14 protein-coding genes are annotated in these 14,154 nt (G+C 63.8%); 8 read left to right on the forward strand and 6 right to left on the reverse strand.

All coding sequences use genetic code 11. The annotated features are described in order from the left end of the window. Positions 1-132 precede the first annotated feature (132 nt). Positions 133-939: an undecaprenyl-diphosphate phosphatase gene (locus IG169_RS00170; protein ID WP_193174127.1), complete on the forward strand. Its 807-nt coding sequence runs from the start codon at positions 133-135 to the stop codon at positions 937-939. On the opposite strand, the gene IG169_RS00175 is transcribed toward IG169_RS00170, so the two are convergent. Further along, positions 936-1,649: a sulfite exporter TauE/SafE family protein gene (locus tag IG169_RS00175; protein ID WP_193174128.1), complete on the reverse strand. Its 714-nt coding sequence runs from the start codon at positions 1,647-1,649 to the stop codon at positions 936-938. The two genes, IG169_RS00170 and IG169_RS00175, sit on opposite strands and share 4 nt — an antisense overlap. Before the next feature lie 44 nt (positions 1,650-1,693). Next, the gene (locus tag IG169_RS00180) at positions 1,694-2,692 is read right to left on the reverse strand and encodes a complex I NDUFA9 subunit family protein (protein ID WP_193174129.1); all 999 of its coding nucleotides are present in this window, start codon (positions 2,690-2,692) and stop codon (positions 1,694-1,696) included. Positions 2,693-2,811: 119 nt separating this feature from the next. Here IG169_RS00180 and IG169_RS00185 point away from each other — a divergent pair, with 119 nt between their 5' ends. Then, positions 2,812-3,876: a 2-dehydropantoate 2-reductase gene (locus tag IG169_RS00185; RefSeq protein WP_210325796.1), complete on the forward strand. Its 1,065-nt coding sequence runs from the start codon at positions 2,812-2,814 to the stop codon at positions 3,874-3,876. Between the two features lie 40 nt (positions 3,877-3,916). On the opposite strand, the gene IG169_RS00190 is transcribed toward IG169_RS00185, so the two are convergent. Together IG169_RS00190 and IG169_RS00195 are read right to left on the reverse strand one after the other, a co-directional pair. Next, positions 3,917-5,806, reverse strand: coding sequence for a methyl-accepting chemotaxis protein (locus IG169_RS00190; protein WP_193174130.1), 1,890 nt, complete (start codon positions 5,804-5,806; stop codon positions 3,917-3,919). Positions 5,807-5,826: 20 nt separating this feature from the next. Then, a complete protein-coding gene (locus tag IG169_RS00195) occupies positions 5,827-6,447 on the reverse strand; it encodes a hypothetical protein (RefSeq protein ID WP_193174131.1) in 621 nt (206 codons plus the stop codon). A 512-nt stretch (positions 6,448-6,959) separates the two neighbouring features. Between IG169_RS00195 and IG169_RS00200 the strand changes: the two genes are divergently transcribed. The 6 genes from IG169_RS00200 to IG169_RS00225 all read left to right on the forward strand — a co-directional run bounded on the left by IG169_RS00200 (position 6,960) and on the right by IG169_RS00225 (position 13,224). Continuing rightward, on the forward strand, positions 6,960-8,561 hold the full coding sequence (locus IG169_RS00200; protein WP_193174132.1) for an ABC transporter substrate-binding protein: 1,602 nt from the start codon (positions 6,960-6,962) through the stop codon (positions 8,559-8,561). Positions 8,562-8,612: 51 nt separating this feature from the next. Beyond that, on the forward strand, positions 8,613-9,620 hold the full coding sequence (locus IG169_RS00205; protein WP_193174133.1) for an ABC transporter permease subunit: 1,008 nt from the start codon (positions 8,613-8,615) through the stop codon (positions 9,618-9,620). Positions 9,621-9,675: 55 nt separating this feature from the next. After that, entirely contained in the window at positions 9,676-10,587 is a 912-nt protein-coding gene (locus IG169_RS00210; protein ID WP_193174134.1) for an ABC transporter permease subunit, read from the forward strand. A gap of 4 nt (positions 10,588-10,591) precedes the next feature. Continuing rightward, positions 10,592-11,593 carry an ABC transporter ATP-binding protein gene (locus IG169_RS00215; RefSeq protein WP_193174135.1) on the forward strand — a complete coding sequence of 334 codons (1,002 nt, stop codon included), beginning with the start codon at positions 10,592-10,594 and terminating at the stop codon, positions 11,591-11,593. Further along, a complete protein-coding gene (locus IG169_RS00220) occupies positions 11,590-12,594 on the forward strand; it encodes a dipeptide ABC transporter ATP-binding protein (RefSeq protein ID WP_193174136.1) in 1,005 nt (334 codons plus the stop codon). The genes IG169_RS00215 and IG169_RS00220 overlap by 4 nt, the downstream gene beginning before the upstream one ends. Positions 12,595-12,717: 123 nt before the next feature. Next, positions 12,718-13,224, forward strand: a complete 507-nt coding sequence (locus IG169_RS00225; protein WP_193174137.1) for a cytochrome b — start codon at positions 12,718-12,720, stop codon at positions 13,222-13,224. A 52-nt stretch (positions 13,225-13,276) separates the two neighbouring features. Here the strand turns inward: IG169_RS00225 and IG169_RS00230 are convergent, their stop codons facing one another. Both IG169_RS00230 and IG169_RS00235 read right to left on the reverse strand, forming a co-directional pair. Continuing rightward, entirely contained in the window at positions 13,277-13,840 is a 564-nt protein-coding gene (locus tag IG169_RS00230; protein WP_193174138.1) for a cytochrome b/b6 domain-containing protein, read from the reverse strand. Then, on the reverse strand, positions 13,837-14,115 hold the full coding sequence (locus IG169_RS00235; protein WP_193174139.1) for a PepSY domain-containing protein: 279 nt from the start codon (positions 14,113-14,115) through the stop codon (positions 13,837-13,839). Before IG169_RS00235 ends, IG169_RS00230 begins: the two co-directional genes overlap by 4 nt. Positions 14,116-14,154: the final 39 nt, after the last annotated feature.

Genomic DNA, 14,154 nt, shown 5'->3' on the forward strand with positions numbered 1-14,154 from the left:
GCGCAAGATCCCGGCACCTTCGGCCGCGCCTGCGCGTAAGGGCTGGTCAGCCGCACGGATTATCGTGTATGCCGCGTCAGGCGCAAAGCCTTCTGATTCCGCCGCCCGGCAATTCCCAATCGGACTTCTCCCATGCCAGACCAGACGATCGTCGAAGCCCTTCTCCTCGGTATCCTGGAAGGGCTGACGGAATTCATTCCCGTTTCATCGACCGCCCATTTGCTGCTCGCCGGCCACTTTCTCGGCTTTGAATCGACGGGCAAGACCTTCGAGGTGCTGATCCAGCTGGGCGCGATCCTGGCGATCCTGACGGTCTATTTCTCGCGACTCTGGCAGATGTTGCTGGCGCTGCCGTCGGATGCCAAGACACGGCGTTTCGTCGCCGGCATCCTGCTCGCCTTCCTGCCGGCGGCCGTCATCGGCGCGCTTGCGCATGACTTCATCAAGCAGGTGCTGTTCGAGTCGCCCACCCTGATCTGCAGCGTGCTGATCGTCGGCGGCGTGATCCTGCTGTGGATCGACAAGCTGCCGCTGAAGCCGCGTTACACCGACGTGATGGACTACCCGCTCGGGCTCTGTTTCAAGATCGGGTTGTTCCAGTGCCTCGCGATGATCCCCGGCACGTCGCGTTCGGGCGCGACCATCGCCGGCGCACTGCTGATGGGAACCGACAAGCGGTCTGCGGCGGAATTTTCCTTCTTCCTCGCCATGCCGACCATGGCGGGCGCGTTCGCCTACGACCTCTACAAGAACCGGGACGCGCTGTCGTTCGACGACGCCGTTCTTATCGGCGCGGGCTTCGTCACGGCATTCATTGCCGGCGTCTTCGTCGTGAAATACCTGCTCGACTATGTATCGAAGCACGGTTTTTCGCTGTTTGCGTGGTGGCGCATCCTCGTCGGCGCACTCGGCCTGATCGGGCTGCATTTCCTCGGCTAGGAAAACGCCCGGCGCAGAAGTTCGGCGGCCAGGACCGTGACAACGATCCGAAACCAGAACCGGAAGCGCGCCTCGTCCATATTCTCCAGAAGCCTCGCGCCGATCATCGTGCCGAGATAGCCGGACGCGATCATGGCGAGGGCCAGCGGCAGCCACGGCGCGAGGTTGAAGCCGAGCACGCCGAATACCACGACTTTCAGGACATGCTGAATCGCCATGGCGACGGCGGAATTGGCCACGACCTGCTGACGGGTGTCAAAGGCCTTCGCCATCAGGGCGGCGACGAGCGGACCGGTGGCGCCGATGAACATGGTCAGCGCCGTCGAAATGACGCCGCCGATTGTAAAGACCAGCGGCGATTTCGCGGCCGGCAAAGGCGGCAGCTTCACCCAGGTCAGGACAACGATGAAGATCGCGAGAATGGTCTTCAGCAACGCTTCCGGCAGGTCGGTGACGACCGATCCGCCGGCGAGCGCGCCGATGATCCCGCCGGCGGCGAAAGGAAGTATCATCGACGGCACCGTCGACTTGCGCATGTGAAAGGCGCGGCCGGCATTGGAGCCGAGCTGGACGACGCCATGCACCGGGATCAGTGCGGCGACGGGCATGAACAGGCCCATCAGCACGAGCATCATGATGCCACCGCCGACGCCGAACGCAGCGGTGACGGCGGATGTGAAAATGCTGGCGACAACGAGAAAACCCGCCATTGCAACCGAGATCGCGTCAGGCAGGAGCGCGCCGGCGTCCAAATTCAGGCCGCGCCGCCGGTTTCAGTCGGCAGGTTGGGATTGGTGAACTGGCCGGTTTCGCGGAATCGCCACATATAGGACGGCAGGATCGCTTCCAGCGTCGCCGGGCGGATGCCGATGCCGGCGAGCGTGCGGCCTTCCGTTTCCGCGGCGTCGGAGACCACGTTGTCGGTCTTGAGCAGCGTCACCTGGTCGACGGTCAGAAGCGGATTCGGCAGAAGGCCCAGAATTCGGCCCTGCATCCGCGCGGCCCACCAGGGAACGGTGACGAAGAGGCGCTTGCGCCGCGTGACCTTCAGAACCTCTTCCAGGCATTCGCGGAACGTCAGCACTTCGGCGCCGCCGAGTTCGTAGACAGCGCCGCCTTTCAGCTTGCCGTCAACGGCACGGGCGAAAACCTCGGCCACGTCACCGACATAGACCGGCTGGAATTTCGTGTGGCCGCCGCCGATTAGCGGCAGGACCGGCGAGAAGCGCGCCATCTCTCCGAACTTGTTGAAGAAATCGTCCTCTGGCCCGAAGACGATCGACGGGCGGATGACGATCGCATGGTCGCCGAGCGCATCGAACACGGCCCGCTCGCCGTGGCTCTTGGTGCGCGCATATTCGGATTCCGAATGCGCGTCGGCGCCGAGCGCCGACATGTGGACGAGCGGCACGCCGGCCTCGGCACAGGCTTCGGCAACAGCTCTGGCGCCAAATTCCTGCACGGCGGCAAAGCTCTGCCGGCCGCTCTGGAAAAGGATGCCGACGAGATTGATGGCCGCATCGGCGCCCTCAATGGCGCGGGCGATCGACCAGCGGTGACGCAGATTGGCCTGGACGGCGGTGATCTGGCCGACATCGCCGAGCGGCTGCAGGTGGAAAGCGAGGTCCGGACGGCGCACGGCGACGCGTACGCGGTAACCGCGCTGCGCCAGGGCGCGCACCACGTGGCGGCCGACAAATCCCGAGCCGCCAAATACCGTCACCACTTTGGGAAGGTTGGATTTTTCGGTCATGGATTTCTCCGGATCTGGCTGCCTATCAGTCTTGCCGATCCCCTACCGGTTTTGCACCGCAAGGTGAAGGGGAAAATTGCCCGGACACGGCGTGTTCCCGCAATAACGCGTCGCGATACTTGACGAAATCGGCCGGTTCGTCACCCTTCACCATGCGTTATCGCGACAAGGGGCCGGAGCACATGCGAACGGGAATCTACGGAGCCGGGTCGATCGGCTGTTACGTCGGTGGCATGCTCGCCGCTGCCGGCCAGGATACGGTCCTGTTCGGGCGGGCCTCGATGGGCGAACGGCTTGCGCGCGGGATTACCCTGACGCGGTTCGACGGCAGCGAACGGCGCGCATCGCCGGACAGTTTCCGGTTTGCGACCGATCCGCATGCGCTCGCCGAATGCGACCTTGTCCTCGTCTGCGTCAAGAGCGACGGCACGCGGGCGGCCGGCGAAACGCTCGCCGCCATCCTGAAGCCCGGCGCCGTGATCGTCAGCCTGCAAAACGGCGTCTCCAATGCCCGTGTGCTGCGCGAATGCCTCGGCCAAAGGAGCGTGCTGGCCGGCATGGTCGGGTTCAACGTGGCGCAGATCGGAACCGACCGGTTCCATTGCGGCACGGAAGGCGAGATCGTCATCGGAACGGGCGACGGCGCACAAGCGTTTGCCTACGCGCTGAACACGGCCGGCATTCCGGCAGACATCTCGCCGGAGATCGAATCCGTGCAGTGGGGCAAGCTCCTCTACAATCTCAACAACCCGGTCAATGCGCTGTCGGGACTGCCGCTGAAACGCCAGCTTTCGACGCGCGCCTACCGCCAGGTCTTCTCTGCCCTGATCCGCGAGGCGCTCGCCGTGCTGAAGGCCGCGGGCATCCGGCCGGCGAAGATCGGCAAGGTCGGGCCCAATCTCATTCCACAGATCCTCGATTTGCCGGACTGGCTGTTCGTCCGGCTGGCCGCCGGCATGCTGCAGATCGACAAGGACGCGCGAACGTCGATGGCGGAAGACCTCGAACGCGGACGGCCGCCGGAAATCGACTGGCTGAACGGGGAAATCGTCGCCCTGGGCAAGACAACCGGCGTCGCCACGCCGGCCAACGAGCGCATCGTCGCGCTGGTCAAGGCCGCGTTTTCCGGCGAAGGGCCGCGCCGCTATGACGGACAGGAACTGAAAAAGGCGATGCTGGTCTGAACGGCACCGCCTTTTTCGAGTGTCTTTAGGCCGGCTGCGATCACCGCATGCCGAATGCGCCCGCGAGTTTGCGGCCGAGATCGCGCGCCGGCGAGGAAGCGGGGGCGGAACCGTCGTCCGCTGCCCGGGGGCCTGCGCCCCGGGCGCCAAGCGATGCGGCATCGATCGTGAAGCGATCGACGAGACGGCGCAGTTCCGCGGCCTGCTGTCCCAGCGACTGGCTGGCAGCGTTCGTCTCCTCGGCCATCGCTGCGTTCTGCTGGGTCATCTTGTCCATTTCGCTGACTGCGGCGTTGACATCCTGAAGGCCCGCAGCCTGTTCGCGCGCCGAGGAAACGATCGCGCCGATATTCTCGCGGATCCGATCGACATGGCCCTGAATTTCTTCCAGCGACGCGCCAGTCTTGTTGACCTGCTCGACGCCGGAGCCGACCTCGGCGCTGGAATTGTTGATCAGGCCCTTGATTTCCTTCGCGGCCTCGGCGGAACGCTGGGCCAGTTCGCGCACTTCCTGAGCGACGACCGCGAAGCCGCTGCCCGCCTCGCCGGCCCGCGCTGCCTCGACGCCTGCATTCAGCGCCAGCAGGTTGGTCTGGAACGCGATGTCATCGATCACGGCGATGATCTGGCTGATCTTGGTGGAAGACTGCTCGATGCGCTGCATGGCGGAAATCGCCTGACCGACAACGCCCCGGGATACCTGCACGCAATCCGTCGCGTCAGCGACGATGCGGTCGGTTTCCTCGGCGCGTTGCGCCGATTCCCGAACGGTCGCGGTGATCTCTTCGGATGCCGCGGCGGTTTCCTCGATCGAGGCTGCCTGGCTTTCGGTGCGGCGTGACAGGGTATCGGCGGCCGAAGACAATTCGCCGGAACTGTCGGCGACCTTGGCGGTCGTCCCCGAGATGCTCTGCATGGTCTCGGTGAGCGATTCGATCGCGCTGTTGAAGTCTTCGCGCAGCGCCTGGAACTCCTCGCCGATATCGTCGATCCGCACCGTCAGGTCGCCCTTGGCGAGCCGGCCGAGCGCGCCGCCGACCACTTGCATCGCCTTACGCTGATTTTCCGAAACACGCGTGCTTTCGGCCTCGTTGCGTTGACGTTCGGCATCGAAGCCGCGGCGTTCGGCTTCCGCGCGCGCCTCGGCCTCTTCCTTTTCCTGGGCGGCGATCCGGAACGTTTCAAGCGCCGACGCGACAACGCCGATCGTATCGGTGCGGCCACGATGCGGGATATCGGATTGCAGATCGCCCGCTTGCAGCGTTCCGATGCGGTTTGTCAGGTCGCCCAGCGGGCGGCTGACGATACCGCGAAGGGCGTAAAGGAAGGCGCCGATCACGAAAAGGATGGAGACCGCCTGGATCCCGAGCGTATTCCATCCGAATTCCGCGCTGGTCTCCGCGAGGCCCTTTGTGCTCCAGACCGTGCCGATATAGCCGCGCGGCTTGCCGGTACTGTCCGGATCGAGGGGCACGACGATCGCGACAATGCTCTCGCCATGGGCATCCGGGGCGACAACGGGTTCGGTCGGGTTCGCGGCCAGGACGGCCGCTATGTCGGAATCGGCGGCGGCGGTGTCAAAACCCGAATACGCCCAGGAAGCCATCACCTGCTTTTCGTTGTTGAAGGCCTGGATCCGGCGCAGGGCGTGATTGTCGGAGTTCGCATAGCGGCTGTAGGCCTCCTCGATCGCTTCCGGCACATTCCATTTGATGCCGCCGGCCGCCATCGAGCCCAGCTGCTGGACTTCGCGGGTCCAGTTGACGAAAGCGTCCTCGCGCAGGGTCTGCGACGCGTCGCGCTGCAGGAGGAAAACGGTGGCGGCGAGGCCGATGATGTTTACGACAACGATGACCGAGGCCAGCTTCGCGGTGAGGGAAAGGCGGCCGAAGAAGCCTGCGGACGATGTCTTGCTTTTCTCTTTGCTCATTGGAATCTGAAGGTCCTGGATCAGAGTTTGTTCATGTTGACCGACACGGTGACGGCACCGATCGGTTCGCCGCTGTCGGGATCGAAAATCGTTTGGGATATCTGCGACAAAAGCAGGCCGGACCCGGCCTCGAATTCGACCTCGTCAATGAAGGGATCGTGCGAGCCCGCCTGGAAAGTCTTCTGATGCTTGGCTTCGTCGCCCTGCCAAAAATCGGATGTTGGCGTCGAGAGCCCGACATTGAGGCCCTTTGCATCCATCAGGATGATCTCGACGATCATCCAGTCGGCGGCCCGCTGTTTCTGCTTCAGGAAATGTGAGACGTCGCGTTGCATGACTTCCTCGACCATCGGGCGGTCGACGCCTTCGGCGCTGACTTCGGCGCGCCAGGCATCGTCCTTGGCCTTGATGGTCGCGTCGTCGAAACCGGCGGTGCGAAGGTTCTGTTCGCGGATCGCGGCGACGACTTCCGGCCCGTTGATCCAGGACCGGACATGATCCTCGAAGTAGCGGCCGACTTCCTCGACGTGGTTCGGCCCGCCCGTTCCGGCAGCCATGGCGTGACCGGTACAGGCGAACGCGCAAACTGCAATAACTGTCGCGATGCGCGGCAGAACGCGCACCCGAAAATCGAGTGACATGACTTGAACTCCGTTGCACGCCGGCGGCAGAAAAAGCCGGATCCGCAGATACGTGATGACCGAAAAAACATGCCGGATGGCGCGCGGGACGAACGTCATGTCCATCAGGACCCCGGCGGGGAAGGCGCTATCAAGCTCTCGCCAAATATGTTTTATACGCGGTTAACAAACGCGGATGGTTTGAACGAATGTTTGCCGGGACAACTTCCGCGGACCAAACCGGTTCGGCGGTTCGCCCGGGGCAATCGCATCCGATGCCCTCGCCGCGAGGCCTCTGATGCAATTCCACGTCTTTGCTTCATTCGGCGCGCCGCATCTCACGGTGCGAGACCGCCACGGCGGCCAATTGCATTTTTGATCAGTTGGACAAGGAAACGTCCGATTGGATATTGCAATCGCTCATCAATCGGGCTTTGCTCCCCTCTTCCGCATTCCAGAGGGGATGCTGTTCCCCGTTTCGTTACCCATGAAACGGGCTGCTTAAACGTTATAGTTTGTAAACGGGAGCAATCATGAAAATTCGCAAGATACCAACGCTGCTTGCTGCAACGTTTCTCGCAACGGGCCTAGCGACCGCCGCCAGCGCCAAGACGCTGGTCTACTGCTCTGAAGGTTCGCCGGAAGGTTTCGACCCGGCCCCCTATACCGCCGGCACGACCTTCGACGCCTCTGGCCGCACCATCTATAACCGCCTGGTCGAATTCGAGCACGGCAAGACCAGCGTCGTGCCGGGCCTGGCCGAGAGCTGGGACGTGTCCGATGACGGGCTGGAATACACTTTCCATCTGCGTCCGGGCGTCAAGTTCCAGACTACCGACTATTTCACCCCGACCCGCGACTTCAACGCGGACGACGTGATCTTCTCCTTCGAGCGTCAGCGCGACGAGTCGAGCCCCTGGTACCAGTACTCCCCGGGCATTTCCTGGGAATACTTCAACGGCATGTCGATGCCGGCGCTGATCAAGGACATCGTCAAGGTCGACGATCTGACCGTCAAGTTCGTTCTCAACCGGCCTGAAGCGCCGATGATCGCGAACCTGGCGATGGATTTCGCCTCGATCATGTCCAAGGAATATGCCGACAAGCTGCAGGCCGAAGGCAAGATGGAGATGCTGAACCAGCAGCCGGTCGGCACCGGCCCCTATCAGTTCGTCGCCTATCAGCAGGACGCCGTCATCCGCTACAAGGCCAACCCCGACTACTGGGCCGGCAAGCAGAAGATCGACGATCTGGTCTTCGCCATCACCACCGACGCCGCCGTCCGCCGTCAGAAGCTTGAAGCCGGCGAATGCCAGATCATGCCCTATCCGGCGCCGGCCGACATCGAGGCCCTTCAGTCCAACCCGAACCTCACCGTCGGTGAGCAGGAAGGCTTGAATGTCGGCTATCTCGCCTACAACACCCAGCAGGCGCCATTCGACAAGGCCGAGGTCCGCAAGGCCCTCAACATGGCCATCGACAAGCAGGCCATCATTGACGCCGTCTTCCAGGGCGCCGGCAAGATCGCCAAGAACCCGATCCCGCCGACAATGTGGTCGTATAACGACGCCGTCGTCGACGATCCCTATGATCCGGAAGCGGCCAAGAAGATGCTGGCCGATGCCGGCGTTTCCGACCTGCACATGAACATCTGGGCCATGCCCGTGCAGCGTCCTTACAACCCGAACGCCCGCCGCATGGCCGAGCTGATGCAGGCCGACCTCGCCAAGATCGGCGTGACCGCGGACATCGTCTCCTATGAATGGGGCGAATATCTCGACCGCTCCAAGGCCGTGGATCACGATGGTGCGGTGCTGCTCGGCTGGACCGGCGACAATGGCGACCCGGACAACTTCCTGGCCGTGCTGCTCGGCTGCGACGCCGTTGGCGGCTCCAACCGTGCCGAATGGTGCTACCAGCCCTTCGAGGATCTGATCCAGAAGGCCAAGGTGACGTCCGACATCGCCGAGCGCACCAAGCTCTACGAGCAGGCACAGGTCGTCTTCAAGGAGCAGGCTCCCTGGCTGACGATCGCTCACTCGAAAGTGTTCATGCCCATGTCCAGCAAGGTCAAGGGCTTCGTCATGGATCCGCTCGGATACCACCGCTTCGACGACGTCGACGTCGCAGAGTAACCCCCAGGGAAAATCGGGGCGCCCGCGCGGGCGCCCCGAGCTTATCGCCACATGCTGCGTTTCTTCGTCAACAAACTGCTTCTGGTCCTGCCGACCCTGATCGGGATCACCATCGTCGCCTTCGCCTTCGTGCGCGTCCTGCCCGGCGACCCGATCCTGCTTCTCGCCGGCGAGCGCGGCGTGTCGCCGGAGCGCTACCACAAGCTGCTGGTGCAGTTCGGCTACGACCTGCCGATCTGGCAGCAATACTTTAATTACGTCATCGGGCTGCTGCACGGCGATTTCGGCATTTCGATCTCGACCAAACGCCCGGTAATCGATGAATTCCTCGCCCGTTTCCCGGCGACGCTGGAACTGTCAGTCTTCGCCATGACCTTCGCCACGGTCATCGGCATCCCCGCCGGCATTATCTCGGCGGTCAAGCGCAGCTCCGTCTTCGACCAACTGACCATGGGCGTGGCGCTTACCGGCTACTCGATGCCGATCTTTTGGTGGGGACTTCTGCTCATCATTCTGTTTTCCGGCATGCTGCACTGGACACCGGTCTCGGGGCGCATCGATCTCTTGTATTTCTTCCCACCGGTCACCGGCTTCATGACCGTCGATGCCCTGCTGTCCGGCCAGAAGGGCGCCTTCCAGTCGGCCGTCAGCCATCTGATCCTGCCTTCCATCGTGCTCGGCACCATTCCGCTCGCCGTCATCGCCCGCCAGACCCGGTCGGCCATGCTCGAAGTGCTTGGCGAGGACTATGTCCGGACCGCGCGCGCCAAGGGGCTGACGCCCGTGCGCGTGATCGGCCTGCACGCCTTCAGGAATGCACTCATTCCGGTGGTCACCACCATCGGCCTGCAGGTCGGGCTGCTGATGGCCGGCGCGATCCTCACTGAGACGATCTTCTCCTGGCCCGGCATCGGCAAGTGGATGATCGATTCGATCTCGCGGCGCGACTATCCGGTCGTCCAGGGCGGGCTGGTGCTGATCGCCGGCATCGTCATGCTGGTCAATCTGATTGTCGATCTGCTCTACGGGCTGATCAATCCGCGAATTAGCCACCAATAGGCCAGCCGATGACCGAGACTCGACGCCACGCCAGACCAAAAGCCGGAGCAAGCCGATGAGCGAACAGGCCCTGCCCGGCGCGCCCGCGCGCACCATCAACGGACGGCGGCAGATGCTCGCCGAGTTCTGGCACTATTTCTCCAAGAACCGCGGGGCAGTCACCGGGCTGGTGGTCTTCATCCTGCTGGTGCTGATCGCTGTGTTCGCGCCGCTGCTGGCGCCACACAATCCCGACCAGCAGTTCCGCGACCATCTGCTTTCCCCGCCGTTCTGGCAGGACGGCGGGTCACTGACCTTCCTGCTCGGCACCGACGCGGTGGGACGCGACATCCTATCGCGGCTGATCCACGGCGCGCGGTTCTCGCTGTTCATAGGCGTCGTCGTCGTCACCATCGCGATGACCGGCGGCATCCTGATCGGGCTGATCTCCGGCTTCTTCCGCGGCTGGCTCGATACGCTCTTCATGCGGATCATGGACATCATTCTCGCCTTTCCCTCGTTGCTGCTCGCGCTGGTGCTGGTGGCTGTGCTGGGGCCGGGCTTGATCAACGCCATGATCGCCATCGCAATCGTCTACCAGCCGCATTTCGTGCGGCTGACGCGCGCCTCGGTGCTGTCGGAACGCGAGCGCGAATACGTCATCTCGGCGCGGGTGGCAGGCGCCGGCGTGCTCAGGCTGATGTTCATCACCATCCTGCCGAACTGCCTCGCGCCGCTGATCGTGCAGGGAACGCTCGCCTTTTCCAACGCCATCCTTGATGCCGCAGCGCTCGGCTTCCTCGGCATGGGCGCGCAGCCGCCGACGCCGGAATGGGGCACAATGCTCGCCGAAGCGCGCGAGTTCATCCTGCGCGCGTGGTGGGTCGTCACCTTCCCGGGCCTAGCCATCCTGATCACCGTGCTGGCCATCAACCTGATGGGCGACGGGCTGCGCGACGCGCTCGACCCGAAACTGAAGCAGAGCTGACGCCATGGCCCTTCTCGAAATCGAAAACCTGACCGTCGCTTTCGCCACCTCCGTGGGGCCGTTCAAGGCCGTGGACAACGTGTCGCTGACCTGCGACCGCGGCGAAATCCTCTCCATCGTCGGCGAATCGGGGTCCGGCAAATCGGTCGCGATGCTCGCCCTGATGGGCCTGTTGCCCTGGACGGCGACGGTGACCGCGGACACGCTGCGTTTCGATGGCAAGGACATGCTCACAATGTCCGCGCAACAAAAGCGCACGATTATCGGCAAGGACATCGCGATGATCTTCCAGGAGCCGATGTCGAGCCTGAATCCGTGCTTCACCGTCGGCTTCCAGATCGGAGAAAGTCTGCGCATTCACATGGGCATGAACCGGGCGCAGCGGCGCGAACGCTCGATCGAACTGCTCAACCTGGTCGGCATCCCGGCGCCCGAAAAGCGGCTGAGCCTGTTCCCGCACCAGTTGTCGGGCGGCATGAGCCAGCGCGTTATGATCGCCATGGCGCTCGCCTGCGATCCGAAGCTGCTGATCGCCGACGAACCGACAACGGCACTCGATGTGACCATCCAGGCGCAGATCCTCGACCTGCTGGTCGACCTGCAGAAACGGCACGGCATGGGCCTGATCCTGATCACCCACGACATGGGCGTGGTCGCCGAGACGGCGGAGCGGGTGCAGGTGCAATATGCCGGGCAGAAGGTGGAAGAGCAGCATGTGCGCGAGCTTTTCCGCGATCCGCACCATCCCTACACGCAGGCGCTCCTGTCGGCGCTGCCCGAACGCGCGACGCGGCGCGGCCGGTTGCCGTCGATACCGGGCGTCGTGCCCGGCCAGTACGACCGGCCGTCGGGCTGCCTGTTCGCGCCGCGGTGCCGCTACGCGACCGAGCGCTGCGATCGCGAGACCGAGCGCCAGGGCGCGGAATTCGGCTTTGCGCTGTGCAACTACCCGCTGAAGGACGGCGATCCGACGGGATATCCGGAAAAAGCGGAGGCCGGCCAATGAGCGACACCGTTCTCGAAAGGCGCACCGCCACCGGCGAAATCGTCGTCGAAGCCCGCGAGCTCACCCGCTATTACGAGGTCGGCGGCGGTCTGTTCGGCGGCAAGGGCGTCGTCAAGGCGCTCGACGGCGTGTCGTTCTCGCTGGAAGCCGGCAAGACACTCGCCGTCGTCGGCGAATCCGGCTGCGGAAAGTCGACGCTGGCGCGCCTCGTCACCATGATCGAGCCGCCATCGGCGGGAGAGTTGCTGATCGACGGCATCCCGGTGACGCAATCGACGCCGGAACTGCGCCGCAAGATGCAGATCGTCTTCCAGAATCCCTACGGCTCGCTCAATCCGCGCCAGAAGATCGGCGCGATCCTCGAGGAACCGCTGGTCATCAACACCCAAGACGACGCACAGACGCGGCGGCGCAAGGCCTCCGAAATGATGGAGCGCGTGGGGCTGCGGGCCGAACATTACGAACGCTATCCGCACATGTTCTCCGGCGGCCAGCGCCAGCGCATCGCGATTGCCCGCGCGCTGATGCTGAACCCGAAAATCCTGATCCTCGACGAACCGGTCTCGGCGCTCGACGTGTCGATCCAGGCGCAGGTTCTTAATATCCTGATGGACCTGCAGGCCGAACTCGGGCTCGCCTATCTGTTCATCAGCCATGATCTCTCCGTGGTGCGGCATCTCGCCGACGACATCATGGTGATGTATCTCGGCAAGCCGGTGGAAACCGGGCCTTCGGAAGAGGTGTTCAACACGCCGCGCCATCCCTATACGGCGGCGCTTCTGTCGGCGACGCCGGTCGCCGATCCGTTTCACGAGAAACACCGCATCCGCCTCGAGGGCGAATTGCCGTCGCCGCTCGATCCGCCGAAAGGCTGCGCGTTCAACCCGCGCTGCTGGCGCGCCGACGACACGTGCCGCGCCGAACAACCGCCCCTGTTCGATCTCGGCCTGCAATGCCACGCCTGCTTCCACCCGCTGCCGCTTCCGGAGCCCGGGACGTAGACGAAAATCGCTGCCAGCCTCGCGTGGTATTGTCTGCGACGCGCCGTCGCATAAATATAGCATGCACTGCAATTGGACCTGATGTAGGTTTCCACCGATTTCGATTCTCTCATGGAGGCCCGCATGCCCGCGACCGCGAAGACCGCGCCCACCGGTTATTCCGCCACCCAGATCAGCCTGCACTGGCTGGTCTTCCTGCTGATCGGATTTCAGCTGGTGTTCGACGAGGATATCGGCCGGGCTTGGCGCGCGGTGCGCCGCGGCGAGGAACTCGCCTTCAATCCCTGGGTCGCCGCCCATGTCTATATCGGCATCGCGGTGCTGGTGTTCGCGCTGTGGCGGATCTTCCTGCGCGCCCGGCGCGGCGCGCCACGGCCGCCGGAACACGAACCGGTGATCCTGAAACTCGTCGCCGGCGCCACCCATCTCGGTCTCTATGCGCTGATGCTGCTGATCCCGCTGTCCGGTCTCGCCGCATGGTTCGGCGATGTCGCGCTGGCGGGCGAGGCGCACGAGGTGATGAAGCCTATCCTGATCATCGTCGTCCTGCTGCATATCGCCGGCGCGCTTTACCAGCAGTTCATGCTCAAGACCGACGTCATGACCCGGATGCGCAAGCCGCAGGCATGAAAAAAGGGCGGACCCCGCGGGGCCCGCCCGGCAATTGCTTCATCAGATACGATCAGGATGCGCGCTTGCGCCCGGTCACCATGGCGCGGACGAGGTTCTCGCCGTGGTGGATGCTCGCCAGCACGACGCCCGCGACATGCAGACCGACCAGGGCGAGCGTCCCGTAGACGAGGGCGACATGGGTATCATCCACCCATTCGACGCCCCAGTAGGCGTCCGTCGTCATCATGTAGCCGGTGGTGGCGATCCCGGCGAGCGCGATCAGCAGCAGGACGATCATCGCGCCGCCGGCGGGGTTGTGGCCGATGTGGCGTTCCGCCCTCATCGCCATCGCGTCGCGCAGATAACCCATCACCGTGTTCGGGCCGCGCACGAAATCTGTGAAACGCGCATGGCGCGGGCCGATCAGGCCCCAGACGACACGGAAGGCCACGAGCCCGCCGACGATGTAGCCGGCGAGCTTGTGGACGCTCATCATGTCTTCGCCGGTGAAGAAGGCGACGAAGAACAGCGTCACGAGGGACCAATGGAATATCCTGACCAGCGGGTCCCAGACCCGGACGGTCGCCGGCGGTTCCTTGCCGCCGGCTTCCGTGAAGGTCGCGTGCATTGTCATTGCTCGCCCTGTTCGTTGCCGACGATTTCGCCGGTAGCCGGATTCATCATGGCCTGCACGCGGGCGCCGTCCTTCATGCCATAGATTTCATAGCAGCCGTTCTCGACCTTGACCCGGCGCACGTCGTAGCCCATGCCCGCGAGCTTCGCCTTGGCGGCGTCCTGGGACATCCACTTGGCTTGCGGGGCGTTGCCGCAGGACATCGACGATTCCGACGCCATGGCGGGGACAGCCAGAAGGCCGGTTGCGATTGCTGCGAGGACGAATTTCTGCATTTCTATCTCCTTGGTTCGAACCGGTCATTGCCGGCCATG

The sequence above is a fragment of the Oricola nitratireducens genome (assembly GCF_014904745.1).
GTDB lineage: Bacteria > Pseudomonadota > Alphaproteobacteria > Rhizobiales > Rhizobiaceae > Oricola > Oricola nitratireducens.